The following is a 24440-nucleotide window of genomic DNA, read 5'->3' as shown; positions in this document are numbered from 1 at the left end:
CGGCCGGTTCACTTCGGGCGGATCGCGTCGGCCGTGCCCTGGATGAAGGCCTTGATGCTCTCGATGTCGTCGGTCGAGAGCTTGCCCGTGAAGTCGGGCATGCCGCGCGCCATCGCCGGGCCCTTGAGCACGAACTTGTCGAGGTTCTCGATGTACGCGGAATCGAGGTAGCCGAGGTTCGGGATGTTGCCGCCGCGGTCCACGCCCGGCACGCCGTGGCAGAAGACGCAGTTGCTGACGTAGAGCATGGTGCCGGCCTGGACCTTGGCGGGGTCGTACTTCACGCCCTGCACCAGCTTGCTCATGCGGTACTGCACGAAGTCCGGCATCTTGGCGGTGCCGCCGACCGCGAAGGTGTAGACGGTGCCCGGGCCCTGGCGCTCGGTGGCGCGCTGCGCGAGGCCGTAGACGCCGCCCCAGCCCACGGCCACCGACACGTACTGCTTGCCGTCGACCATGTAGGTGGCGGGCGCGGCGACCACGCCGGTGCCGGTGGGGGTCTCCCAGAGCTTGTCGCCGTTGCGCGCGTCGTAGGCCACGAGCCGGCCGTCGGCCGTGCCCTGGAACACCAGGTTGCCCGCGGTGGTCAGGGTGCCGCCGTTCCACGGCGAGGCGTAGTCCACGCCCCAGGCCTCCTTCTGCTTGACCGGATCCCAGGCCACGAGGCGGCCGAAGGGCTTGCTGGTGGGCGGCTCGACGTTGGCGAACTTGCCGGTGTTCCAGCCCAGCGCGGCATGCGGGCGGCCCGGCGCGTTCTGGTCGAACTTCCAGTCCTTGTCGTCCATCAGGTTCAGCGGCACGTGCTGCGCGGGCAGGTAGGCCAGGCCGGTCTGCGGATTGAAGGACATCGGGTGCCAGTTGTGCGCGCCGAAGGGGCCGGGGATGCTGTCGCCGGGCTTCTCGTTCTGGCGCGCGGCGGCGATCTCGATCGGGCGGCCGTTCTTGTCGAAGCCGGTGGCCCAGTTGACCTCGACGAAGTTCTTCGCCGAGATGAACTTGCCGTTGGTGCGGTCGATGACGAAGAAGAAGCCGTTCTTCGGCGCATGCAGCACCACCTTGCGCTGCTTGCCGTCGACCTTGATGTTGGCCAGGATCATCGGCTGCGTGGAGGTGTAGTCCCAGTTGTCGCCGGGCGTCTCCTGGTAGTGCCAGACGTACTTGCCGGTGTCGGGATTGAGCGCGACCACCGAGCCCAGGTAGAGGTTGTCGCCGCCCTTGGGGCTGCGCGCCTTGTGGGCCCAGGGCGAGCCGTTGCCGGTGCCGATGTACATCAGGTTGAGCTCGGGATCGAAGGCCATCGAGTCCCACACGGTGCCGCCGCCGCCGGCCTCCCAGTACTTGCCGTCGGGGTCCCAGGTCCTGGCGGCGCGCGCCATGGCCTCGTTCTCGAAGGGCTTGGCGGGATCGCCGGGCACGGTGAACCAGCGCCACTTCTGTTCGCCGCTGGCCGCGTCGTAGGCCGTGATGTAGCCGCGCACGCCGTACTCGGCGCCGCCGTTGCCGATGATCACCTTGCCCTTGAACACGCGCGGCGCGCCGGTGATGGTGTAGCTGCCCTTCTGGCCCTCGATGGTGTTCTTCTCCCAGAGCTTGCGGCCGCTGGCGGCATCGAGCGCGATCAGGCGGCCGTCGTAGGCGCCCACGTAGACCTTGCCCTCGTACAACGCAACGCCTCGGTTCACCACGTCGCAGCAGCCCCTGAAGCCTTTGGACTTATCGACCTCGGGATCGAAGGTCCACAGCTTCTGGCCGGTGCGCGTGTCGATCGCATGCACCACGCTCCACGAGGCCGTGACGTACATGATGCCGTCGACCACCAGCGGCGTGGCCTCGACGCCGCGCGTGGACTGCAGGTCGTAGGACCAGACCAGGCCGAGCTGCTTCACGTTGCCCGCGTTCACCTGGTCGAGCTTGCTGAAGCGGGTCTCGGCGTAGTCCAGGCCGATGCTGGGCCAGTCGGGCGTCTGCTTCTGCGCCGCGTTGGCGCGGATGAAGCTGCCATTGACACGCTGGGCGGCCGCGGCGGCACGGTCCTGCGGCGAGGGCCCGCTGCCCTGCGCCGCGGCGATCGATGCGACCGCGAACAGACATGCGGCGGCCAGCGCCGGCAGCCCGGAGGAATTCCTTCTTCTCGTCATCGTGGGTCTCCTTGTGCCCAGAGAATCGTCCGAGCGGCGCATGCGTTCACCTTCGGGATTTCCCCGATCCGGTGCTGTTCCATTGCGGAACACATTCGATGCTGGTCCCCGGTCCCCCACGGAGGCGATGGCACATGACCCTCGACAGGCTGGGCACGGCGAACGCGCCGCGCCAACTCTTCGCCACCACGCCGGCACAGCGCGTGGCGCTCGCGCGGCAGCAGTTCTTCGAGGAAGGCGTGCGGCCCTCGGGCCTCGTCGGCGAGGCGGTGCTGCAGTCGTGGATGCGCTGCAGCCGCACCCACAGCGACCGCCAGCGCATCGTGCCCTTCGACCCCGTGACGCCGAGCCGGCTGCATGCCACGCTGGCGCGCAACCGCGAGCTGCTCGAGGTGGCGCGCCAGGAGCTCGCGAGCATGGAGCACTCGCTCGCGGGCACCGACTGCCGCGTGATCCTCACCGACCGCGACGGCGTGGTGGTGCACGTCACGCACGAGCCCGCGCCCGCGCACCAGCCGGTGCTGCGCAAGACCGCGCGCGTGGGCGTGAACATCTCCGAGCGCGTGGTGGGCACCACCGCGCCCGGCATCGTCGCGAGCACCGGGCTGGCCTGCACGGTCGACGGCGCCGAGCACTACTTCGACGTGCTGCGCGAGATGCAGTGCGCCGCGGCGCCGATCCGCGACGTCGACGGCCGGCTCGCGGGCGTGCTCGATCTCACGGTGGAGGCGCAGCGCTTCGGCTTCGACGCGGCCTCGATGGTCGCGGTCTATGCGACCACGATCGAGAACCGCCTGCTGCAGGCGCAGTCGCGCGAGCAGCTGATCCTGCGCTTCCAGGCCAGCCCCACGCTGCTGGGCACGCCGCTCGAGGGGCTGGCGGGCATCGCGGCCGACGGCACCATCGCCTGGCTCAACGGCGCGGGCGCGCGCCTGATCGGCCACCTGCCCGAGCATGCCGACGAGCGCGGCGTCGAGTGCCTGCTGGGCCACGACCTCGCGAGCCTGCTGCGGCTGGGCCGGCGCGAATCGGCGCAGCCGCTGCGGCTGGCCAGCGGGCTCGGCGTGTGGGTGCAGGCGCAATTGCAGGGCGCGAACGGCATCGACTTCCGGCATGCGGTGGCGCTGCCGCAGCGTGTCGAGGTGCCGGCGCCGGCGCCGGCGCAGGAGCCGGTGCAGCAGATGCAGCAGGAGGACGCAACAGTGTTGCAGTCCGCCGATGCGCCGGCCGCGCCGCAGGCGGGCACGCTGCGCGAGCACAGCCGCAAGCTGATCGAGGAGACGCTGGCCGCGCACGGCGGCAACGTGTCGCAGGCGGCGCGGCAACTGCGCGTGTCGCGCGGCACGCTGTACCGGCGGCTGCGCAGTTGGGAACAGGGGAGCGACGAGCCGGGCGACGCCTAGCTCGTTCTCCTCACTCGCCCTCGCGGCCCGAGCCCGCCTCCACCGGCTGCGATTCGAGCAGCACGCAGATCGCGCGCACCTGCTGCTCGATGATCTTCGCCACCTCGGCGCGGCGCGCCGGCCCCATGCGGCTGGAGATCGCGGCCACGCTCACGGCCGCGATCGGGTTGTCGGGCGGAAAGGCGACGCCGATGGCGGCCGCGCCCGGCGTGGCCGCGCTGTCGAGGAAGGAATGGCCCTGCGCGCGCGTCTGCGCGATGGCTTCGCGCAGGAAGCCCGGCGCGAAGGCGGCGCCGAACTTCGCATAGCGCGCCTCGTTGGAGGCCACGATCAGTTCGGCTTCGGCCTCGGGCAACGCGCTGAGGATCGCGAGGCCGCCCGCGCCCACGCCCATCGGCCGGCGGATGCCGACGTCGAGCGTCAGCGCCTTGATCGGGTAGGCACCGAGCGCGCGGCTGGTGCAGATCGATTCGGGGCCGCGCCGCTCGCTGAGGTAGACCGTGTCCTGCGTGAGTTCGGCGATGGTGCGCAGCGCCGGCTCGCAGAGCTCGCTCAGGTGGTAGCGCGGCTGGGCCAGCATGCCGAGCTCGTGCAGCAGCGGCCCCAGGTGGTACTTGCGCGTGAGCAGGTCGCGCACCAGCAGGCCCTCGACCTCGAGCCGCTGCAGCATGCGAAAGCAGGTCGACATCGGCAGGCCGCTCAAGTTCACGACATCGGCGATGCGCATGCCGCGCCGCCCGCGCGAGGCCACCACGCGCAGCATGCCCACCACGCGCTCGATGCTCTGCGTGCCCGAGCGCGCGCCGGCGGCGGTCGGTGGCGAATCGGTCTTGGCGGTGGTTCGGCGTTTAGTTTCCACGATGCGGCAGTAATTCGGGTTGCTCCCCAATGGGGAGGAAGTTGGCTCGACTGTAATCGGTGGATCGAAATACAAGGACTGCCACATCGTGGAAGTCGAAAGCCGAACAAGATGCCCCAGACGATGACCGAGAAGATCCTGGCCCGCGCCGCCGGCAGGCCGCGCGTGGTGCCCGGCGAGGAGATCACGGCGCGGCCCGATTTCGTGATCGCCTACGACTTCCCGGGCTACACCGACGTGTTCTTCAAGGAGACGCGCGAGGACTTCGGCATCGAGAAGGTGTCGAGCCCCGAGCGCTTCGTGCTGTTCATCGACCACATGGTGCCGGCCACCGCGCCGAAGGAAGAGGAGCTGCACAAGATCACCCGCGCCTGGGGCAAGGAACAGGGCGTGCCGGTGCACGAGCGCGAGGGCATCGGCCACCAGGTCGCGGCCGAGCTCGGCTATGCCACGCCGGGCGCCTTCGCCGTGCACTTCGACGGCCACGTGAGCCAGCTCGGCGCCTTCGGCACCTTCGCCTTCGGCGCGCGCAAGGGCGTGCTCGAGTCCTTCGTGACCGAGACGCTGACCCTGACCGTGCCCGCGACCGTGAAGGTCGAGCTCACGGGCACGCTGCAGCCCGGCGTGATGGCGCGCGACGTGTTCCATCACATGGTGCGCGTGATGGGCCCGGCCTCCTGCCGCTTCAAGGTGGTGGAGCTCTGCGGCCCGGTGATCGACGCCATGAGCATCGAGGGCCGCCAGACCCTCTGCGGCCAGGCCATGTTCCTGGGCGCGACCACGATGCTGATCGCGCCCGATGCGAAGACCCTGGCCTACGTGCAGGGCCGCTCGAAGATCGCGCTCGATCCGGTCTACCCCGATGCCGATGCCGCCTACGAGCGCGTGGTGACGATCGACGTCTCGGCGCTCGAGCCCATCGTCGTGATTCCGCCGAGCCCCGCCAACACGCGCGACCTCAAGGACTACACCGGCATCGAGGTGCACACCGGCTACCTGGGCTCGTGCGCCAGCGGCCGGCTCGAGGACCTGCGCATCGCGGCCGAGGTGCTGCGCGGGCGCCGCATCCAGCCGGGCTTCCAGCTGCACGTGGTGCCGACCTCCAAGGCCATCATGGCGGCGGCCGCGCGCGAGGGGCTGATCGAGGTGCTGGTCGAGGCCGGCGCCTTCATCAGTTCGCCGAGCTGCGACTACTGCTTCGGCCGCATCGCCACCATGAGCGACGGCCAGCGCGCCGTGTCCACCGGCACGCTCAACACGCCCGGGCGCATGGGCAGCGTGGATTCGGAGATCTACATCTGCAACGCGGCCGTGGTCGCGGCCTCGGCGCTCGAGGGCCGCATCGCCGATCCGCGGCCCTACCTGGCGGCGGCGCGCGAGGGAGTCGCGGCATGAGCCTCGTGAACCTGCGCGGCCGCGCGGCCTGGGTCTTCGAGGAAGACGACTACGACATCGACCTGATCGTCGGCGTGCGCAACATCAAGATCACCGACGTGAAGGAACTGGCCGCGCTGGCCATGGCCGACTACATGCCCGGCTTCGCGGCCGGCGTACGGAAGGGCGACCTGCTGATCGGCGGCCACAACTTCGGCTACGGCCATCCGCACTACCCGGCCATGCGCGCCATGCGGCACCTGGGCATCGCGGCGGTGATCGCCGAATCCTTCTCGCCGGGCTTCTTCCGCGGCGAGACCAGCATGGGCTTTCCGCTCGTGAGCTGCCCCGGCATCCGCGCGGCCACGGCGCGCGGCGACGAGCTGACGGTGGACTGGGACACCAACGAAGTGAGGAACCTGCGCTCGGGCCAGACGCTGATGCTGCAGCCCTTCTCGGCCTCCGAGCGCGGCATGCTCGACGCGGGCGGACTCATCCCCTACCTGAAGCGCCGCGTGGTCCCCGCGAGCTGAGCCCTCTTTCTCTTCCTTTGCAGTGAGTTCATGGCGCAGCGCCCATGTCGGGTCGCCACGCCCTTTTTCTGGAGACACACGATGACTTCATCCCGCCAGGCGCTGCGCCAGCGCATCACCCACGGCCCAACGCTCTGGTTCGGCGGCGCGCAGGACGCGCTGTCGGCCCTGCTGGTCGACCAGTCCGAGTTCGACGGCATCTTCAGCACCGGCTTCGGCGTCTCGGCCGCGCTGCTGGGCCAGCCCGACATGGAGCTCTACACGCTGAGCGAGAACGTCGCCACCGTGAACCGCATGGCGAACGTGGTGCGCAAACCGATCTTCGTCGACGCCGACACGGGCTACGGCAGCGTGCTCAACGTGGGCCGAGCCGTGCGCGAGTTCGAGAAGGCCGGCGCCGCGGCGCTGCAGCTCGAGGACCAGGTCAGCCCCAAGCGCTGCCCGGCCGCGGCGGCGCCCTCCACGCTGGTGTCCATCGACGACGCGGTGGCGCGCATCAAGGCAGCGCTCGATGCGCGCCTCGACCCCGACCTGCTGATCGTCGCGCGCACCGATGCCCAGGACCCGGGCGAGGCGCTCGAGCGCGCCGCGCGCTATGCCGAGGCCGGCGCCGACCTGATCCAGCCGATCTCGCGCACCTTCGAGCGCCACGAGCAGCTGGTGCAGCTGCGCGAGGCCTGCGGCCGCCGGCTGTCGCTGATGCTGATGGCCGGCACCTGGATGACGGCGCTGACGCGCGAGCAGATCGAGAGCGTGGCGGCCTTCGCGAGCTATCCGATCGCGGGCCTGCTGACCACCGTGCACACGGTGCAGGCCAACCTGCGCGAACTGGCGCGCCGCCGCTCGGGCGATTTCGCCGACCTGCCCTTCGCCCAGACCTCGATGGCCGACTTCAAGCACATCATCGGCTGGCATGCGCTCGAGGAGCGGCAGGCGCACTACGAGGTCCGCTGAGCCGGCCCCACCCGTTTTCCCATCAGAAGAATCAGGAGCACACGTGCGTACCCTCACCCTCATCGGCCGTGTCCTCACGGCGGGATCCCTGGCCCTGGGCCTGGGCGGCGCCGCCCTGGCGCAGGACGCGGCCTATCCGACCAAGCCGATCCGCCTGGTCGTTCCCTACCCGCCGGGCGGCGCCACCGACGTGGCCGCGCGCATGCTGGGCCCGCGCCTGCAGGAGGAGCTGGGCCAGACCGTGCTGGTCGACAACCGGCCCGGCGCGGGCGGCAACATCGCCATGGTCAACGTGGTGCAGAGCCCGCCCGACGGCTACACGCTGGCGGTGACGCTCACGGGCATGCTGTCGATCAACCCGGTCATCTACAAGAAGGCGGGCTTCCAGGCGTCGGACTTCGTGCCGGTCGCGCGCGTGTCGCTGGCGCCGCTGCTGCTGGTGGTGCCCGAGAAGTCGCCGTACAAGAACGTGCAGGAGCTGCTGGCAGCGGGCAGGAAGGCCGGCAAGGGCGGCATGCCCTACGGCTCGGCCGGCGCGGGCGGGCTCTCGCACCTGGCGTCGGAAGCCTTCAACGCCAACGCCGACGGCAACTTCACGCATGTGCCCTACAAGGGCGGCGCGCCGCTGGTGCAGGCGCTGATGGCCAACGAGGTGAGCTGGGGCCTGCTGGGCACGGGCGACGTGCGCAGCTTCATCCAGTCGGGCAAGCTCAAGGCCATCGGCCAGCTGCGCAACGGCCGCTCCGAACTGTGGCCCGAGGTGCCGACACTGACCGAGCAGGGCGTGCCCGGCGGCGTGGACTTCGACGTCTGGTTCGGCGTGGTGGCGCCTGCGAAGACGCCGCCCGCGGTGGTCAAGCTGCTCGGCGAGAAGATCGCCAAGATCACGGCCGAGCCGGCCTTCCGCAAGCGGCTCAACGACCTCGGCGGCGTGGCGCCCGCGACCGGCAACACCCCCGAGGCCTTCGCCGAGGTGCTCAAGCGCGAACTCGCGATCCTGCCGAAGGCGGCGCAGGACGCGGGGCTGCAGCTGGACTAACGCTTGGGCAGCGCGTACGCGATCACGTGGTCGCCCGTGCGCGTGCCCAGCGAGCCATGGCCGCCCGCGGCCACCACCACGTACTGGCGGCCGTCGCCGCCCTCGTAGGTCATCGGCGTGGCCTGCCCGCCCGCGGGCAGGCGGCTGCGCCAGAGCTCCTTGCCGCTGTTCACGTCGTAGGCGCGCAGGTAGTAGTCGAGCGTGCCCGAGAGGAAGGCCACGCCGCCGCCCGTGAGGATCGGGCCGCCGAGGCTGGGCACGCCCATCGCGAAGGGCAGCGGCAGCGGCGAGCTGTCGCGCACGGTGCCGTTCTTGTGCTTCCAGAGGATCTGGCCGCTGCGCAGGTCGGCCGCCGCCACGTGGCCCCAGGGCGGCGCCTGGCACGGCAGGCCGAGCGCCGAGGTGAAGGGATGGAGCTTCACCGCGAAGGGCGCGCCGAAGTTCTCGTTGAGCGCGGGCAGGCTGCCCTCGGGCGGCTTGCCGCCCTGCACGTAGAGCGTGCTGTCGTCGGCGCGCGGGACCAGCGTGGAGACGAAGGCCAGCGAGGCCGGCGTGGCGAACGCGATCTGGCGCTGCGGATCGACCGCCACGCCGCCCCAGTTGAAGACGCCGAAGTTGCCCGGATAGATCAGCGAGCCCTGCGTCGACGGCGGCGTGAAGCGGCCCTCGTAGCGCAGCCGGTGGAAGGCGATGCGGCAGGCCAGCTGGTCGAACACGGTGGCGCCCCACATGTCGGCCGGCCGCAGCGCGGGCGGGTCGAAGGACAGGCCCGACACCGGCTGCGTCGCCGCCGTGCGGTCGCCCTGCGCGGCGCCCTGCGGCGCGGCCTGCTCGCGCACCGGCACCACGGGCTGGCCGGTGCGGCGGTCGAGCACGAACAGCTCGCCCTGCTTGGTCGGCTGCACCAGCGCCGGCACGCGCACGCTGCCCACGCGCAGGTCGACCAGGCTGGGCTGCGCGGGCACGTCGTAGTCCCAGAGGTCGTGGTGCACGGTCTGGAAATGCCAGCGCACGCGGCCGGTCGCGAGGTCGAGCGCAACCACCGAGGAGGCATAGCGCTCGGCCCCCTCGGTGCGCTTGCCGCCCCACTGGTCGGGCGGCTGGTTGCCCATGGGCACGTAGACCATGCCGAGCTTCTCGTCCACGCTCGAGATCGACCAGCTGTTGGGCGAGTTGACGGAGTAGGTCCGGCCCGGGCCGATCGGCGCGGTGTCCTCGGGCCGGCCCGAATCCCAGTTCCACACCAGCGCGCCGGTCTCGATGTCGAAGGCGCGGATCACGCCCGAGGTCTCCTGCGTCGAGACGTTGTCGAGCACGGTGCCGCCCACCACGATCAGCGAGCGCGTGACCACCACCGGCGAGGTCGAGTAGTACGAGCCCGGCTTCACGTTGGGCATGTTCTTCCACAGGTCGATCTGGCCGCTGCCGCCGCCGAAGCGCGCGCAGGGCTTGCCGCTCTCGGGATCGAGCGCGAGCACGCGGCCGTCGGCCGTGGGCATGAACAGCTTGGCGGCGCAGGCGCCATCGGCCGAGAGGTTGGGCGACGGGGCCGTGGCCGGCGGCGGCTGGTACGAGAGGCCGCGGCAGGTGAGATGCTGCAGCGCGAGCGAGGGCGCGATCTTCGGCGTGTGGCGCCACAGCTCCTGACCCGTGGTCGCGTCGAGCGCCACCACCGACTGGTGCGGCGTGCAGAGGAACAGCCGCTCGCCGACCTTCAGCGGCGTGACCTCGAAGGTGGTCTCCTCGGGATCGCCGGGCTGGCCGCGCACGTCGCCGGTGCGGTAGTGCCAGGCCTCCTCGAGCTGCGACACGTTGACCGGCGTGATCTGGCCCAGCGTCGAATAGCGCTGGCCCATGGCGGTGCCGCCGTAGGCGGTCCAGTCGGCGCCGGCGGGCGGCAGCGCCTCGCCAGTGAAGGGCGGATCGGCCTGCGGCGCGATGCCCTCGAGGCGCTCGTCGCCGCGCACCCACGACAGCACGGCCGCCACCGCGAAGGCCGCGAGCACCAGGCTCAGCGCCCGGCGCGAGGCCACGATGCCGGCGCCATCGCGCCGCGCGAGCGCACGCGCGACCCAGGGCGTGAGCAGCAGCAGGCCGAGCAGGAAGAACAGGTCGCCGCGCGCGGCCATCGGCCACCATGCGAGCCCCACCTCCCACAGCGCCCAGGCCAGCGTGAACGCGACCACCAGCGCATAGACCATCAGGCCGCGCCCGCCGCCGCGCGGCAGCAGCAGCGCGGTGGCGACGAGGCCCAGGCCCGCGAGCAGGTAGTACCAGGAGCCGCCGAGCGCGATCAGCCAGCCGCCCGCGACGACGAGCCCCAGGCCGGCCAGTCCGATCAGCAGCGCGAGGACGAGGAGCAGCGCGCTGGCGCGGGGACGGGTGGACGAGGGCATGGCAGGGACTCCGGAACGGCGGGCAAGCTGCCACCGTAGTCCTGTGCGCGCCCCGCCGGCGTAGGCGGTTCGCGCATGTGCCTCCCGGCGCGGCGCGGCAGATCGCGCGCACGGGCACCAAGGTATGCAGCGCGCGGGCGCGGCGTGGACGAAGGTACTCGCGCGCTCAGACCCGCGCGCTCAGACCCGCGCGCTCAGGCCCGCGCGCGCATGGGCCAGCGCCGCCCGCGCGCGCCGCGCCCGCGCATCGGGCTGCAGCGGCCGCAGGTACTCGTGCAGCGCGAGCGCGGCCGCGCCCACGGCGGGCGCGAGCGCGTCGTAGCGCGCGGTGCGCAGCTCGGGCGCGGGCATGCCGGCGCCGTCGGCATGGTGCTTGACGCTCGCGAAGGCGGCCTGCGCGAAGCCGCGGTGCTCGGCGCAGGACTTGCCGCCAAGCACGATGGCGCGCGGATTGAAGGTGACCCAGAGGTTCTGCAGCAGCACGCCGAACAGCGCAGCGGCGCGCTGCATGTCCACGCCCTCGCGCGCCAGCACGCGGGCACCGAAGAAGGCCTCGGCGCAGCCGCGCCGGCCGCACGAGCACGGCGGGCCGTCGAGCTCGAGGATGGTGTGGCCGATCTCGCCGGCCATGCCCTGCGCGCCAGTGAACAGGCGGTCGTTGAGCACCACGCCCGCGCCCACGCCGACGTCGCAGTTGACGAAGATCAGCGGGTCCTCGCCCTCGCCCGCGGCGAACTCGTACTCGCCGAGCGCGGCGGCATCGGCATCGTTCTGCAGCTGCACCGTGACGCCCGTGAGGCCGGCCGCGGCCAGCGCGTCCTCGAGCATCGGCAGCAGGCGCACGTTGCGCCAGCCGAGGTTGGGCGCGAAGCGGACCTCGCCGGTGCAGTCGTCGACCGCGCCCGGCACGCAGACGCCGATGCTCGACAGCCGCAGCCCGCGCTCGGCCAGCCGGCGGTGCGCGGCCGCGGCCATGCGCGCGACCTGCGCGCAGGTGCCGGCCGGCGCGCTGTCGGCCAGCGCCTGCTCGTCGGAATGCAGCACCTCGCCCTGCAGCGAGACGCAGGCCAGCCGCGCCGTGTCGACCGCGATCTCGATGCCCATGAGCGCGCGCACGCCGACATTGATCTGCAGCGGGGTCGAGGGCCGCCCGAGCCCGTCGGCCACCGCGGCGCCCGACTCGCTGAGCCAGCCCTCGTCGAGCAGCTCGCGCACCAGGAGGCTCACGGTCGACTTGGTGAGGCCGCTCTCGCTCGCGAGCCGCGCGCGCGACAGCCCCGGCTGCGCGCGCAGGAGCCGCAGCAGCACGCTGCGGTTCATGCGCTTGAGCAGCTGCTGGTCGCCGATGGTCTTCATGCGCGAGGCCGGGTGGAGAAAAGCCTCAGGCCGCGGCCACCGCCGTCGCCGCGTGCGGCGCCTGCTCGCGGCCCTCGGGCCGCTTGCCCGCGATGATCATGCCGAGCACCTCGTCCTCGGTGACGTCGGCGGTGCGGTAGGTGCCGACCAGCTTGCCGTTCTTCATCACCGCGAGCCGGTCGCTCAGCGAGAACACGTCGGGCATGTCGTGGGTGATCAGGAAGATGCCCACGCCGTCGTCCTTGAGCTGCTTCACGAGCCGGCCGACCATCGCCGTTTCTTCGGGGCCCAGCGCGGCGCAGGGCTCGTCCATGATCAGGATGCGCGCGTTGAAGTACAGCGCGCGCGAGATCGCCACCACCTGGCGCTGGCCGCCCGAGAGGCGGCGCACCGGGATGCGGATGTTGGTGAAGTTCCTGTTCAGGCGCTGGAACACCTTGCGCGCCTGCACTTCCATGAAGTGGTCGTCGAGCGTGTTCCAGGCCGTCATCTTCTCGCGGCCCAGGAACAGGTTGGCCACCGAGTCGAGGTTGTCGGCCAGCGCCAGCGTCTGGTAGATGGTCTCGATGCCCTGCGCCTGCGCCTCGGCCGGGGTGCGGATGTTGACCCTGTCGCCCGCGATGCGCACCTCGCCCGAGTCGATCGGGTAGGCGCCCGCGAGCATCTTCATCAGCGTGGACTTGCCGGCGCCGTTGTGGCCCAGCAGCGCCACCACCTCGCCCGGATAGAGGTTGACGCTCACGCCGTCGACCGCCTTCACGCCGCCGAAGGCCTTGCGGATCTCCTGCAGCTCGACCAGCGGCCGGGTCTTGTCGATCTCGGCCATCTTCAGTTCTCCCCGAATTTGCGGCGATAGAGCACGTCGAACACCACGGCCACGATCAGCACCTGGCCGATGATCACCATGCGCTTGCCGATCGGCACGTCGAGCAGCAGCATGCCGCTGTCGAGCGACTGCATGATCAGCGCGCCCAGCACCGAGCCGAAGATCGAGCCGCTGCCGCCGGCCAGCGCGGTACCGCCGATGACGGCCGCGGCGATCACGTAGAGCTCCATGCCGGTGCCCAGCGAGTTGGTGCCGGCGTTCAGCCGCGCAATCGAGACAATCGCCGCGATGGTCACCAGCACCGCGAGCAGCGCGAACAGCATCAGCGTGACGCGCTTGACCGGAATGCCCACCAGCGCCGCCGCGTCGGGGTTGCCGCCCATCGCGAAGACGTAGCGGCCGAAGCGCGTGCGGTGCACGATGAACGACAGCACGATCGCCACCACGGCCCAGATCAGCACCGGGATCGGGATGCCCTGCGGCGCGTCCTTCGAGTCGATCTTGTAGTGGTTCATCACGGCCGCGAACAGCAGCACCACGGCCGCCGGCACCGCGGTCAGCAGCAGCTCGATCCACAGCGGCTCGTTGGGCATCTCGTGGCGCGTGCGCGCGCGCCGCTTCTGCACCATGCGCGCGAACAGCACCACGGCCACCAGCCCCGCGATCACCCAGCTGGCCGTGACGCCGATGCCGCCGTCGTAGCCGCCGCCCAGGCGCTGGAAGAACTCGTCGTTGACCGGCTGGGTCTTGCCGTCGGCCACCAGGAAGGCCGCGCCGCGGAACGACATCAGGCCGCCGAGCGTGACCACGAACGAGGGCACGCCGAGCACCGCCGTGAGCCAGCCCTGGTAGATGGCCACCAGCAGCGCCACCGCGAGCCCCGCGAGGCAGGCCGTGGGCCAGGACCAGCCCGAGGTGTACTGCAGGTAGGCGATCAGCACGCCCACGAAGCCCATCACCGAACCGACCGACAGGTCGATGTGGCGCGCCACGATGATCAACACCATCACGGTCGAGACGATGCCGACCACGGCCGTCTGCTGGGCTACGTTGTAGAGGTTCTCGGGCGTGAGGAACACGCCGCCCGACATGAGGTTGAAGGCGATCGCCAGCACCGCCAGCAGCACGCACATCAGCACGAGCCGCAGGTCGACGCCGCTGCGCCGCCACCAGCCGGGGGTTGGATTGCTCATGGGAAGACTCCCTCGGAGAGAACGGAATGGGCGGCCGCGCCGGGGGCCGGCCCGTGGAAGGAGGAGGCGCAGCGCGCTGCGCCCCGGTCTGCTGCCTACTTGCAGGCCGCCGGCGCGTTCGCGCCCGAGACGCCCTTGCAGAGTTCGTCCTTCTTGATCCAGCCGGCCTTGACGACCACGTCGAGGTTGTCGCGCGTGACCGGCACCGGCGTCAGCAGGCGCGAGGACAGCGAGACCTTCTTCGGGCCCGAGTTCCAGGTGCCGGCCTTCTCGACCGGCTTGCCCTGCGACAGCGCCAGCGCGGCGCTGGCGGCCTCGCGGCCGAGCTCGCGCGAGTCCTTGAAGATGGTGGCGGTCTGCGTGCCCAGCGCGATGCGGTTGAGCGCCGCGAAGTCGGCGTCCTGGCCCGACACCGGGATGCCGCGCAGGCCCTTGGCCGTGAGCGCGGCCACCGCGCCGCCGGCCGTGCCGTCGTTGGCGGCCACCACGGCATCGACCTTGTTGCCGTTCTTGGTGAGGATCTGCTCCATGTTCTTCTGCGCCACCTCGGGCTTCCAGCCCTCGGTGTATTCGTCGCCGACGATCTTGATGTCGCCCTTCTTGATGGCGTCGGCCAGCACTTCCTGCTGGCCCGCGCGCAGGAAGTCGGCGTTCGGGTCGCTCGGCGAGCCCTTGATGATCACGTAGTTGCCCTTGGGCTTGACCTTGAGCACCTCGCGCGCCTCCATGCGGCCGACCTCGACGTTGTCGAAGGTGATGTAGAACACGCCGGGCGCCTCGATCAGGCGGTCGTAGGCCACCACGGGCACCTTCTGGCGCGTGGCCTTGGTCACGGCGGGCAGGATCGCGTCCTTGTCCATCGCCAGCACGATCAGCGCCTTCGCGCCCTTGGCCATCAGGCCCTCGATGTCGCCGAGCTGCTTCTCGGGCGAGCCGCCCGCATCGGCACTGATGTACTTGGCGCCGAGCTTCTCGAGCTGCGCCTTGATCGCGGCCTCGTCGGTCTTCCAGCGTTCTTCCTGGAAGTTGGACCAGCTCACGCCGACCACGGTCTGGGCCATGGCGCCCACGGCCGTCAGACCGAAAGCCATGGCGGCCAGGGTGTGTTTCAGTTGCATCGATGTCTCTCCAGTGTTGAGTCGCCCGGTGCAGGCGGCCTGTGCTTCGGGACCGGCGCGCGAAGGCCGGAACCCGCCCCATGCCACGCCTGTGGTTCGCCGCGGACCCGATTGAGAACCTTGGCGCTACTTAGTTTGGCTGGCGAACTAACTATCCCATCGCAGGCGCGGCGGGGGCATCGGGGAATTCCCCGAGCAGGTCGGACGGACGGGGGAAAAGGAGGCGCCCCGGCTCAGGGCGCGGGTGCGTTCGCCGGCGCGGGGGCCGGCCAGGCGACCTCGCTGGCCACGCGCGGCTTGCCCATCGGCGCGCCGGCCTTGCCGATGCGCACGGCCGCCATGTCGGCCTCGCTCGGGTACTGGTCCGAGAGCCAGTAGTCGAACACGCGGCGCGCGATCGGCGCGGCGGCGCCGGCGCCCCAGCCCGCGTTCTCGACGATCACGGCGAGCGCGATCTTGGGATCGTTGACCGGCGCGAAGGCCATGAACAGCGCGTGGTCGCGCTGGTGCTCCTCGAGCGCGCGTGCGTTGTACTTGGTGTTCTGCGCCTGCGTCACGGCCTGCGCCGTGCCGGTCTTGCCGGCCGCCTGGTAGCCCGCGCCCGCGAACACGCTGCGCGCGGTGCCGCTGGTGACCACGCTGGTCAGGCCCTCGCGGATGACGGCGATGTTGGCCGCCGTGAGGCCCAGGTTCACGCCCGGCGGCTGCGGCAGCGGCACCACCTGGCCGCTGACGGTGTCGCGCGTGGCGAGCGCGAGGTGCGGCTTGTGCTTGATGCCGCCGTTGGCCACGATCGCGGTGGCCTGCGCGAGCTGCAGCATGGTGAAGGTGTTGTAGCCCTGGCCGATGCCCAGCGAGATGGTCTCGCCCGCGTACCACTTCTTCTGCTCGGGCCGCTTGTAGGTGTTGCGCTTCCACTCGGTGCTCGGCAGCACGCCGCGCACCTCGCCGCCGAGGTCGATGCCGGTGATCTGGCCGAAGCCCAGCGGCTTCATGAAGTCGTGGATCATGTCCACGCCCATCTCGTTGGCCAGCGAGTAGTAGTAGATGTTGCTCGACAGCTGGATCGAGCGGCGCATGTCGACGCCGCCCAAGTTGCCCTCGGGGCTGCCGAAGCGGTGGCCGCCGAAGTTGAAGTAGCCGGGGTCGTTGACCACCACGCTGGCGCCGCGCTTGCCGGTCTGCAGCGCGGCCAGCGCCATGAAGGGCTTGTAGGTGGAGCCGGGCGGGTAGGTGCCGCGCAGCGCGCGGTTGAGCAGCGGCTTGTCGATCGACTCGGTCAGCGCCTGCCAGCTCTCGGTGTCGATGCCCTCGACGAACAGGTTGGGGTCGAAGGTGGGCTTGCTCACGAAGGCCAGCACCTCGCCGGTCTTGGGATCGATCGCCACCAGCGCGCCGCGCCGGTCGCCGTACATCTCCTCGACCAGCTTCTGCAGCTTGATGTCGATCGACAGCATGACGGTGTTGCCCGGCGTGGCCGGATGGCTCGCGAGCCGGCGCACCGCGCGGCCGCCGGCCGAGGTCTCCATCTGCTCGACGCCGGTCTGGCCGTGCAGCGTCTTCTCGTAGCTCTGCTCGATGCCGAGCTTGCCGATGTAGTCGGTGCCCTTGTAGTTGGCCTGCTCTTCCTCGTCCCAGTCCTCCATCGCGATCTTCTCGCGCTGGTTGATGCGGCCGATGTAGCCGAGCACGTGCGAGCCGAGCTCGCCCTGCGGATAGTTGCGGAACAGCCGCGCCTTGATCTCCACCCCCGGAAAGCGGTAGCGCTGGGCCGCGAAGCGCGCGACCTCCTCGTCGCTCAGGCGGGTGCGGATCGGGATCGAGTCGAAGCTGCGCGAATCCTCGCGCAGGCGCTTGAAGCGGCGCCGGTCGCGCGGCGAGACCTCGACCACCTGCGTCAGGTCGTCGATGGTCTGCTCGACGTCGCCCACCTTCGAGGGCGTGATCTCGAGCGTGTAGGCCGAGTAGTTGGAGGCCAGGATGATGCCGTTGCGGTCGAGGATCAGCCCGCGGTTGGGCACCACCGGCACCACGGCCGTGCGGTTGCTCTCGGCCTGCTCGGCCAGGTCCTCGTGGCGCGTGACCTGCAGGTAGATCAGCCGCGACGACAGCAGCCCGAAGGCGAACAGCACCGTGAGGCCGATCACGATCACGCGGCGCTTGAAGCGCGCGAGGTCGGCGGCGACGTTGCGGATTTCGGTCATGGGCGGCGAACGGTCAATGGATGAGCTTAGGCTTCATGCGGTGGCGAGGCAACCGGCCCGGTATCGCCGGTGCCGGCGGGCACGAAGTCCACCGTGGCGCCGAGCGCGCGCAGGCTGCGCAGGTCGGCTTCCAGATGAGTTTGGAAACCGCTGCACAGTTCCAGCGGCAGCGCCTTGAGCAGCGCGAGCGCGCGTGCCGGCGCGACGCCGAGCAGCCGCACCAGGCATTGCGCGATCTCGACGCGGCGCGCGCCCGCATCGCGCAGCACCAGCGCGCCGCGCGTCCAGTGCGCGGGGTCGACCGGCGCGGACGGTTCCTCCTCTTCGGGCGCATCCATGGCCTCGGCGAGGTTGGCGCGAATCTCGCGCCAGGGCGCGCCCTCGGTGCCGGGCTCGCGCTCGATGCGCGCGAGCATCGCGCCCGGGTCGTCGCCCAGCGCCGCCAGCGACTGCAGCAGCGCGCCGAAGCGCTCGATCGACGCGGCCACGGGCGACGGCGTCCAGCGGCCGGCCGAGGCCGGCGCCCACCAGACCGGATAGCCCGCGTCGGCCTCGCGCAGGTCGATGAAGTAGGGATCGCGAAAGTAGTTGGCCGCCACCGCGAGCCAGGCGGGATGCCATTGGCCCGGCGCCTCGCTGCTCAGGTCCTCGCCGGTATGGCCGTGCGAGCGGTAGCCGACCTGGAAGGCATCGATGCCGCCCGGCTCGGGATACCACTGCGGCAGCCCGAGGTCGCCGACCACGAGGGCGGCATCCACGAAGGCCTGCACGGACGGCGGCAGGGAAGGCCCGGCGACGGACATGGTCACAAGGGACGGTTTTCGTCGGGCTCGGGCGTGCGGCGCTGCGGCGCCAGCAGCACGAAGGTGGCCAGCGGCCACAGCGCGGCCTCGACGGCCGGCGAGATCAGCACCGACCAGCCCGGGAACACCCCGCCGCCGAGGATGCGCGTGACGATCTCGATCAGCTGCGACAGCGCGAACAGCGGCAGCACCTGCAGCGCCTGCGACAGCACCGGGTACCAGAGCAGGCGGCGGTGGATGGTGATCGCGAAGAAGCCCAGCGTGGTGTAGGACAGCGCATGCTGGCCGAGCATCGAGGCCTGGTGCACGTCCATCAGCAGGCCGAAGACGAAAGCGGCGCCGATGCCCACGCGCATCGGCTGGTGCACGCCCCAGAACACGATCGCCAGCGCGAGCAGGTCGGGCATCCAGGCGGCGCGGCCGATCGGGACCATGTTGATCAGCAGGGCCACCACCAGGCTGCCCCACATGAACACGGGGCTGACGGGCAGCAACAGCTGCTGCTGGCCGGGTCGCTTGATCATCGCGCGGCCTCCGCAGGTTTCTTTGCAGCGGCGGCGGCGGCGCCGTTCTTCTCGGACGCCTTCTCCGCGCCCTTGACGGCCGCGCCGGCCTTGCCTTCGGCCTTCTTCGGGCGCGGCGCCGGCGCGGCCGCGGCCGCCGGCGGCGGTGCCGAGGGCGCCCCCGTGGGCTGCAGCACCAGCACGTAGCGCGCGGCCATCACGTGCGCGAGCGGCACGCAGTAGATGCGCGCGAAGGCCGAGTCGGCGCGGCGCTCGATGCGCTCGATCTTCGCCACCGGCAATCCGGCGGGATAGATGCCGTCGACGCCGCTGGTGGACAGCAGGTCGCCCTCCTGCAGGTCGGCGTTGGCGGCCATGAAGCGCAGCTCGAGCCCGCCGCCATGCGCCGAGGCATCGCCGAAGGCCACGCTGCGCACGCCGGTGCGGGTGTTCTGCACGGGAATGGAAAGGTCGCGGTCGATCACCAGCGTGACCTCGCTCGTGAAGGGCTGCACCGCCGTCACCTGGCCGAGCACGCCCTGCGCGTCGATCACCGGCGAGCCCGGCGCCACGCCCTGGGCCAGGCCCTGGTCGATGACGATCTTGCGCGTATAGGGATCGGCTGCGTCGTACAGCACCTCGGCCGCGCGGCCCGGCGTCTGCTGCAGTTGCCGCAGCTCGAGCAGCGCGCGCAGCCGCGCGTTGTCCTGCGCCAGCGTGTCGGCCTGGCTCGCGCGCTCGGCCTGCAGCATCAGCGCCTTGCGGGCGTCGGCCTCGTTCTTCTGCGCGGTCTGCAGGTCCTCGAGGTAGCCGCCGGCGCCCACCACGAACTGCACGGGCTTGAGCGCCACCCATTGCACCGGGTAGAGCACGGCCGCGATGGCCTGGCGCACCGGCTGCACGATGTGGAAGCGGGCGTCCGCCACCATCAGGAAAAGCGCGAGCGTGCTGAAGAAGATCAGCTTGCTCAGCGCCGATGGCCCCTGGTTGAACAGGGGTGGCGCGGTGCGGTCGAGCGTGCCCAGGGGCATGGGATCAGGTCGGGTGCTGCGGCATCAGATGACAAAAGGCCGGCCCGCGCAAGCGGGGGCCGGCCGATGGAGGCGGCGCTGCATTCACTCGCTCGTGAAGATGCTTCCCAGCCGGTCCATGCGCTCGAGGGCGATGCCGCAGCCGCGCACCACGCAGGTCAGCGGGTCCTCGGCGACCAGCACCGGCAGGCCGGTTTCCTCGGCCAGCAGGCGGTCGAGGTCGCGCAGCAGCGCGCCACCGCCGGTGAGCATCATGCCGCGCTCGGCGATGTCGGCGCCGAGTTCGGGCGGGGTCTGCTCGAGCGCGTTCTTGACGGCCGAGACGATGTTGTTGAGCGGGTCGGTCAGGGCTTCCAGCACTTCGTTGCTGCTGATCGTGAAGCTGCGCGGCACGCCCTCGGAGAGGTTGCGGCCCTTGACTTCCATTTCCTTGACCTCGGAGCCCGGGAAGGCCGAGCCGATGCTCTTCTTGATGACCTCGGCCGTGGGCTCGCCGATCAGCATGCCGTAGTTGCGGCGGATGTAGTTGATGATGGCCTCGTCGAAGCGGTCGCCGCCGACGCGCACCGAGCCCTTGTAGACCATGCCGCCGAGGCTGATGACGCCCACCTCGGTGGTGCCGCCGCCGATGTCGACCACCATCGAGCCCGAGGCTTCGCTCACGGGCAGGCCGGCGCCGATGGCCGCGGCCATGGGTTCCTCGATCAGGTAGACCGAGGTCGCGCCCGCGGCCTCGGCCGCGTCCTTGATGGCGCGGCGCTCGACCTGGGTGGAACCGCAGGGCACGCAGATGATGATGCGCGGGCTCGGCGTGAGCAGCGTGCGCGGGTGCACCATCTTGATGAACTGCTTGATCATCTGCTCGGTGATCACGAAGTCGGCGATCACGCCGTCCTTCATCGGGCGGATGGCTTCGATGTTGCCCGGCACCTTGCCGAGCATGGCCTTGGCCTCGCGGCCGACGGCCTGGATCACCTTCTTGCCATGCGGACCGCCTTCGTGGCGGATGGCGACGACCGAGGGTTCGTCCAGCACGATGCCCTTGTTGCGGGCGAAGATGAGCGTGTTGGCGGTGCCGAGGTCGATCGCGAGGTCGGTGGAGAAGTACCGACGGAAAGCTCCAAACATGTGCGGAATCCTCTGGAGCACGGGCTGCGCATCGGCAGAACGTCGCTCACTCTATGGGTGTTTTGGGGGTGCTGGAAGGGTGAATTTGATCGTTTTTGCAGCAAAAGCCGGCGCGTTCGCGGGGGTTGCGGCAAAGGCGGGATAATACCCGAATCCCCTCTGAATCCCGTGTTGGCGGCCCTTGCGGCGCGCTATTTACCTCCGGTTTTTCGGCCGGTTCCACCATGTCCCTTTCCGCTTCCGATATCGCCCGCATCGCCTCCCTGGCGCGGCTGCAGCTCGCCCCCGACGAAAGCGAGCGCATGCTCAGCCAGCTCAACGGCTTTTTCGACGTGGTCGAGCGCATGCGCTCGGTCGACACCACCGGCGTCGAGCCCCTGGCCCATCCCGTGGCCGCCATCGAGGACATCGTCCTGCGCCTGCGCGAGGACGTCGTGAGCGAGCCGGACAACCGCGAAGCCAACCAGCGCAGCGCCCCCGCCGTCGAAGCCGGCCTGTTCCTCGTGCCCAAGGTGATCGAATGAGCGGCGCCAAGGACCTGCACCACCTCGGGGTGGCCGCGCTGGCGAAGGCGCTGGCCGGACGCGAAGTCTCGGCCGTCGAGGCCGCGCAGCACTTCCTGGGCCGCATGAAGGCCCACCAGGCGCTCGGCAGCTTCGTCGAAGTGAACGAGGACGCGACGCTGGCCCAGGCCCGCGCGGCCGACGCGTCGATCGCGGCCGGCAACGCCCCGGCGCTGGCCGGCGTGCCGATCGCGCACAAGGACATCTTCGTCACCACCGATTTCGCCACCACCGCGGGCTCGAAGATGCTCGCGGGCTACCGCTCGCCCTTCGACGCCACCGTGGTGCGCCGCCTCGCCGAGGCCGGCACCGTCACGCTGGGCAAGCTCAGCTGCGACGAGTTCGCGATGGGCTCGGCCAACGAGAACGTGGCCGTGCCCGCCGTCGGCCACGACCGGGCCGTGCCGGTGCGCAACCCCTGGAACCTCGAGCGCATCCCGGGCGGCTCCTCGGGCGCCAGCGCGGCCGCCGTGGCCGCGCGCCTCGCGCCGGCCGCCACCGGCACCGACACCGGCGGCTCGATCCGCCAGCCGGCCTCGTTCTGCGGCGTGACCGGCATCAAGCCCACCTACGGCCGCGCCTCGCGCTACGGCATGGTGGCCTTCGCCTCCAGCCTCGACCAGGCCGGCCCGATGGCCCGCTCGGCCGAGGACTGCGCGCTGCTGCTGTCGGCCTTCTGCGGCCCCGACCTCGACCGCGACTCGACCTCGCTCGACCGCCCGGCCGAGAACTTCGGCCGCACGCTGAACGATTCACTCGAGGGCCTGCGCATCGGCGTGCCGAAGGAGTTCTTCGGCGAGGGCGTGGCGCCCGGCGTGCGCGCCGCCATCGATGCAGCGCTGTTGCAGTACGAAAAGCTCGGCGCCAAGCGCGTCGAGGTCTCGCTGCCGCGCACCGAGCTGTCGATTCCCGTCTACTACATCATTGCCGCGGCCGAGGCCTCGAGCAACCTGAGCCGCTTCGACGGCGTGAAGTTCGGCCACCGCGCCAAGGACTTCTTCGACCCCGCGAGCAAGAAGACCGCGCTCACGCAGATGTACGAGCGCACGCGCGCCGAAGGCTTCGGCGACGAGGTCAAGCGCCGCATCATGATCGGCACCTACGTGCTCTCGCACGGCTACTACGACGCCTACTACCTGCAGGCGCAGAAGGTGCGCCGCATGATCGCCGACGACTTCCAGCAGGCCTTCGCGCAGTGCGACGTGATCGCCGGCCCGGCCGCGCCGACCACCGCCTGGAAGATCGGCGAGCACGGCGACGATCCCGTGGCCGACTACCTGGCCGACATCTTCACCTTGCCGGCCTCGCTGGCCGGCCTGCCCGGCATGAGCCTGCCGGTGGGCTTCGACGGCGGCATGCCCGTGGGCCTGCAGCTGATCGGCAACTACTTCGGCGAAGCGAAGCTGCTCAACGCGGCGCACCGCTTCCAGCAGGCCACCGACTGGCACGCGCGCACGCCGGAGGGCTTCTGACATGAGCGAGACAGTGAACACCTTCGAAGCACAGCAACAGGGCCGCCCGACCGGCCCGCTGGTGCGCGGCTATGAAGTCATCATCGGCTTCGAGACCCACGCCCAGCTCTCGACCGCGAGCAAGATCTTCAGCCGCGCCTCCACGGCCTTCGGCGCCGAGCCCAACACGCAGGCCTGCGCGGTCGACCTCGCGCTGCCCGGCACGCTGCCCGTGATGAACAAGGGCGCCGTCGAACGCGCGATCCGGCTCGGCCTCGCGCTCGGTTCGCACATCGCGCCGCGCAGCGTGTTCGCGCGCAAGAACTACTTCTACCCCGACCTGCCCAAGGGCTACCAGATCAGCCAGTTCGAGATTCCCGTGGTGCAGGGCGGCTCGGTGAGCTTCTTCGTCGGCGAGGAACAGAAGACCGTGCGCCTGGTGCGCGCCCACCTCGAGGAAGACGCGGGCAAGTCGCTGCACGAGGACTTCGTGGGCCAGAGCGGCATCGACCTGAACCGCGCCGGCACGCCGCTGCTCGAGATCGTGACCGAGCCCGACATGCGCTCCACCGCCGAGGCCGTGGCCTATGCGAAGGAGCTGCACAAGATCGTGACCTGGATCGGCATCTGCGACGGCAACATGCAGGAAGGCAGCTTCCGCTGCGACGCCAACGTCTCGGTGCGCCGCCCCGGCGAGAAGCTCGGCACGCGCCGCGAGATCAAGAACCTGAACAGCTTCAAGTTCATGCAGCAGGCGATCGACTACGAGATCAGCTGGCAGATCGACACGCTCGAGGACGGCGGCAGGATCGAGCAGGCCACCGTGCTGTTCAACCCCGACACCGGCGAGACGCGCGCGATGCGCGCCAAGGAAGACTCGTCCGACTACCGCTACTTCCCCGACCCCGACCTGCCGCCGCTGGTGATCGCCGCCGACTGGATCGAGCGCGTGAAGGCCGAGATGCCCGAGCTGCCGCGCGTGATGGCCGAGCGCTACGTGCGCGACCATGGCCTGTCGGCCTACGACGCCGCGCAGCTCACGCAGGGCCCCGCGCTCGCGCGCTACTTCGACGACGCGGTGAAGGCCGGCGCCACGCCGAAGCTCGCGAGCAACTGGATCACCGGCGAGATCGCACGCCGCCTCAATGCCCAGGAGATCGGCATCGAGGCCGCGCCGGTCAGCGCCGCGCAGCTCGGCCAGCTCGTGAAGCGCATCGCCGACGGCACCTTGCCGAACAACGCCGCGCGCCAGGTGTTCGAGGCGCTGTGGACCGGCGAAGGCAGCGACGTCGACGCGATCATCGAGGCCAAGGACCTGAAGCCGATGAACGACGCCGGCGCGCTCGACGCGATCCTCGACGAGGTGATCGCGAAGAACGCCAAGAACGTCGAGGAGTACCGCGGCGGCAAGGAGAAGGCGCTCAACGGCCTCGTGGGCCAGGTCATGAAGGCCAGCGGCGGCAAGGCCAACCCCGCGCAGGTCACGGAACTGCTGAAGGCCAAGCTGGCCTGAGCCCGGGTTTCGCCCCGGCACGACGGTGAAGCGGGCCCCGCGCGGGCCGCTTCAC

Annotated in this window: 20 protein-coding genes; 8 read left to right on the top strand and 12 right to left on the bottom strand. The window is 70.6% G+C overall.

Annotation, left to right across the window (positions count from 1 at the left end; all coding sequences use genetic code 11):
* Positions 1 to 8 precede the first annotated feature (8 nt).
* Positions 9 to 2138, bottom strand: coding sequence for a PQQ-dependent dehydrogenase, methanol/ethanol family (locus R0232_RS01915; RefSeq protein ID WP_431511077.1), 2130 nt, complete (start codon positions 2136 to 2138; stop codon positions 9 to 11).
* 134 nt (positions 2139 to 2272) lie between these two features.
* Here R0232_RS01915 and R0232_RS01910 point away from each other — a divergent pair, with 134 nt between their 5' ends.
* Complete coding sequence (locus R0232_RS01910; RefSeq protein ID WP_431511076.1) at positions 2273 to 3541, top strand: helix-turn-helix domain-containing protein; 1269 nt, start codon at positions 2273 to 2275, stop codon at positions 3539 to 3541.
* 10 nt (positions 3542 to 3551) lie between these two features.
* On the opposite strand, the gene R0232_RS01905 is transcribed toward R0232_RS01910, so the two are convergent.
* Positions 3552 to 4400, bottom strand: a complete 849-nt coding sequence (locus R0232_RS01905) for an IclR family transcriptional regulator (protein ID WP_208509402.1) — start codon at positions 4398 to 4400, stop codon at positions 3552 to 3554.
* A 123-nt stretch (positions 4401 to 4523) separates the two neighbouring features.
* Between R0232_RS01905 and R0232_RS01900 the strand changes: the two genes are divergently transcribed.
* The 4 genes from R0232_RS01900 to R0232_RS01885 all read left to right on the top strand — a co-directional run bounded on the left by R0232_RS01900 (position 4524) and on the right by R0232_RS01885 (position 8300).
* Positions 4524 to 5795, top strand: coding sequence for a 3-isopropylmalate dehydratase large subunit (locus R0232_RS01900; protein WP_431511075.1), 1272 nt, complete (start codon positions 4524 to 4526; stop codon positions 5793 to 5795).
* Positions 5792 to 6307, top strand: coding sequence for a 3-isopropylmalate dehydratase (locus tag R0232_RS01895; protein WP_431511074.1), 516 nt, complete (start codon positions 5792 to 5794; stop codon positions 6305 to 6307). Before R0232_RS01900 ends, R0232_RS01895 begins: the two co-directional genes overlap by 4 nt.
* Before the next feature lie 81 nt (positions 6308 to 6388).
* Positions 6389 to 7261 (top strand): isocitrate lyase/PEP mutase family protein, encoded by an 873-nt coding sequence (locus tag R0232_RS01890; RefSeq protein WP_093344104.1) that lies wholly within the window; start codon positions 6389 to 6391, stop codon positions 7259 to 7261.
* Between the two features lie 43 nt (positions 7262 to 7304).
* Positions 7305 to 8300, top strand: a complete 996-nt coding sequence (locus R0232_RS01885) for a Bug family tripartite tricarboxylate transporter substrate binding protein (protein WP_093344103.1) — start codon at positions 7305 to 7307, stop codon at positions 8298 to 8300.
* On the opposite strand, the gene R0232_RS01880 is transcribed toward R0232_RS01885, so the two are convergent.
* The 10 genes from R0232_RS01880 to R0232_RS01835 form a co-directional block, all read right to left on the bottom strand.
* Positions 8297 to 10696 carry a membrane-bound PQQ-dependent dehydrogenase, glucose/quinate/shikimate family gene (locus R0232_RS01880; RefSeq protein WP_431511073.1) on the bottom strand — a complete coding sequence of 800 codons (2400 nt, stop codon included), beginning with the start codon at positions 10694 to 10696 and terminating at the stop codon, positions 8297 to 8299. The two genes, R0232_RS01885 and R0232_RS01880, sit on opposite strands and share 4 nt — an antisense overlap.
* 180 nt (positions 10697 to 10876) lie before the next feature.
* Positions 10877 to 12052 carry an ROK family transcriptional regulator gene (locus tag R0232_RS01875; RefSeq protein ID WP_093344100.1) on the bottom strand — a complete coding sequence of 392 codons (1176 nt, stop codon included), beginning with the start codon at positions 12050 to 12052 and terminating at the stop codon, positions 10877 to 10879.
* Positions 12053 to 12077: 25 nt separating this feature from the next.
* On the bottom strand, positions 12078 to 12878 hold the full coding sequence (locus R0232_RS01870) for an ATP-binding cassette domain-containing protein (RefSeq protein ID WP_431511072.1): 801 nt from the start codon (positions 12876 to 12878) through the stop codon (positions 12078 to 12080).
* 2 nt (positions 12879 to 12880) lie between these two features.
* Positions 12881 to 14071: a sugar ABC transporter permease gene (locus R0232_RS01865; RefSeq protein ID WP_431511071.1), complete on the bottom strand. Its 1191-nt coding sequence runs from the start codon at positions 14069 to 14071 to the stop codon at positions 12881 to 12883.
* A gap of 95 nt (positions 14072 to 14166) precedes the next feature.
* Positions 14167 to 15189, bottom strand: coding sequence for a D-xylose ABC transporter substrate-binding protein (xylF, locus tag R0232_RS01860; protein WP_093344096.1), 1023 nt, complete (start codon positions 15187 to 15189; stop codon positions 14167 to 14169).
* A gap of 233 nt (positions 15190 to 15422) precedes the next feature.
* The gene (gene mrdA / locus R0232_RS01855; RefSeq protein WP_203203792.1) at positions 15423 to 17393 is read right to left on the bottom strand and encodes a penicillin-binding protein 2; all 1971 of its coding nucleotides are present in this window, start codon (positions 17391 to 17393) and stop codon (positions 15423 to 15425) included.
* 26 nt (positions 17394 to 17419) lie between these two features.
* Positions 17420 to 18196: a hypothetical protein gene (locus R0232_RS01850; protein ID WP_431511070.1), complete on the bottom strand. Its 777-nt coding sequence runs from the start codon at positions 18194 to 18196 to the stop codon at positions 17420 to 17422.
* Between the two features lie 2 nt (positions 18197 to 18198).
* Entirely contained in the window at positions 18199 to 18720 is a 522-nt protein-coding gene (gene mreD, locus R0232_RS01845) for a rod shape-determining protein MreD (RefSeq protein WP_093344091.1), read from the bottom strand.
* Positions 18717 to 19730 carry a rod shape-determining protein MreC gene (gene mreC, locus R0232_RS01840; RefSeq protein WP_431511069.1) on the bottom strand — a complete coding sequence of 338 codons (1014 nt, stop codon included), beginning with the start codon at positions 19728 to 19730 and terminating at the stop codon, positions 18717 to 18719. The genes mreD and mreC overlap by 4 nt, the downstream gene beginning before the upstream one ends.
* Before the next feature lie 84 nt (positions 19731 to 19814).
* Positions 19815 to 20858: a rod shape-determining protein gene (locus tag R0232_RS01835; protein WP_057591261.1), complete on the bottom strand. Its 1044-nt coding sequence runs from the start codon at positions 20856 to 20858 to the stop codon at positions 19815 to 19817.
* Positions 20859 to 21082: 224 nt separating this feature from the next.
* On the opposite strand from R0232_RS01835, the gene gatC reads away from it, so the two are divergent.
* From gatC to gatB, 3 genes are read left to right on the top strand one after another with little or no spacing between them, the layout of a single operon-like run.
* Entirely contained in the window at positions 21083 to 21382 is a 300-nt protein-coding gene (gene gatC / locus R0232_RS01830; protein WP_057591262.1) for an Asp-tRNA(Asn)/Glu-tRNA(Gln) amidotransferase subunit GatC, read from the top strand.
* On the top strand, positions 21379 to 22893 hold the full coding sequence (gene gatA, locus R0232_RS01825) for an Asp-tRNA(Asn)/Glu-tRNA(Gln) amidotransferase subunit GatA (RefSeq protein WP_431511068.1): 1515 nt from the start codon (positions 21379 to 21381) through the stop codon (positions 22891 to 22893). The genes gatC and gatA overlap by 4 nt, the downstream gene beginning before the upstream one ends.
* A gap of 1 nt (position 22894) precedes the next feature.
* Positions 22895 to 24385: an Asp-tRNA(Asn)/Glu-tRNA(Gln) amidotransferase subunit GatB gene (gatB, locus tag R0232_RS01820; protein ID WP_431511067.1), complete on the top strand. Its 1491-nt coding sequence runs from the start codon at positions 22895 to 22897 to the stop codon at positions 24383 to 24385.
* Positions 24386 to 24440 lie beyond the last annotated feature (55 nt).

The sequence above is a fragment of the Variovorax sp. DAIF25 genome (genome assembly GCF_050711835.1).
Classification (GTDB): domain Bacteria; phylum Pseudomonadota; class Gammaproteobacteria; order Burkholderiales; family Burkholderiaceae_C; genus Variovorax.
This window is presented reverse-complemented; position numbering and strand designations above follow the sequence as displayed.

Bases quoted from the DNA above. Each gene is read 5' to 3' on its own strand.
- R0232_RS01910 (WP_431511076.1), top strand. From the start codon at position 2,273: ATGACCCTCGACAGGCTGGGCACGGCGAACGCGCCGCGCCAACTCTTC.
- R0232_RS01865 (WP_431511071.1), bottom strand. From the start codon at position 14,071: ATGAGCAATCCAACCCCCGGCTGGTGGCGGCGCAGCGGCGTCGACCTG.
- R0232_RS01900 (WP_431511075.1), top strand. From the start codon at position 4,524: ATGACCGAGAAGATCCTGGCCCGCGCCGCCGGCAGGCCGCGCGTGGTG.
- R0232_RS01870 (WP_431511072.1), bottom strand. From the start codon at position 12,878: ATGGCCGAGATCGACAAGACCCGGCCGCTGGTCGAGCTGCAGGAGATC.
- xylF (WP_093344096.1), bottom strand. From the start codon at position 15,189: ATGCAACTGAAACACACCCTGGCCGCCATGGCTTTCGGTCTGACGGCC.
- R0232_RS01895 (WP_431511074.1), top strand. From the start codon at position 5,792: ATGAGCCTCGTGAACCTGCGCGGCCGCGCGGCCTGGGTCTTCGAGGAA.
- R0232_RS01880 (WP_431511073.1), bottom strand. From the start codon at position 10,696: ATGCCCTCGTCCACCCGTCCCCGCGCCAGCGCGCTGCTCCTCGTCCTC.
- R0232_RS01890 (WP_093344104.1), top strand. From the start codon at position 6,389: ATGACTTCATCCCGCCAGGCGCTGCGCCAGCGCATCACCCACGGCCCA.
- mreC (WP_431511069.1), bottom strand. From the start codon at position 19,730: ATGCCCCTGGGCACGCTCGACCGCACCGCGCCACCCCTGTTCAACCAG.
- gatA (WP_431511068.1), top strand. From the start codon at position 21,379: ATGAGCGGCGCCAAGGACCTGCACCACCTCGGGGTGGCCGCGCTGGCG.
- gatC (WP_057591262.1), top strand. From the start codon at position 21,083: ATGTCCCTTTCCGCTTCCGATATCGCCCGCATCGCCTCCCTGGCGCGG.
- R0232_RS01875 (WP_093344100.1), bottom strand. From the start codon at position 12,052: ATGAAGACCATCGGCGACCAGCAGCTGCTCAAGCGCATGAACCGCAGC.
- R0232_RS01835 (WP_057591261.1), bottom strand. From the start codon at position 20,858: ATGTTTGGAGCTTTCCGTCGGTACTTCTCCACCGACCTCGCGATCGAC.
- gatB (WP_431511067.1), top strand. From the start codon at position 22,895: ATGAGCGAGACAGTGAACACCTTCGAAGCACAGCAACAGGGCCGCCCG.
- mrdA (WP_203203792.1), bottom strand. From the start codon at position 17,393: ATGACCGAAATCCGCAACGTCGCCGCCGACCTCGCGCGCTTCAAGCGC.
- mreD (WP_093344091.1), bottom strand. From the start codon at position 18,720: ATGATCAAGCGACCCGGCCAGCAGCAGCTGTTGCTGCCCGTCAGCCCC.
- R0232_RS01850 (WP_431511070.1), bottom strand. From the start codon at position 18,196: ATGTCCGTCGCCGGGCCTTCCCTGCCGCCGTCCGTGCAGGCCTTCGTG.
- R0232_RS01915 (WP_431511077.1), bottom strand. From the start codon at position 2,138: ATGACGAGAAGAAGGAATTCCTCCGGGCTGCCGGCGCTGGCCGCCGCA.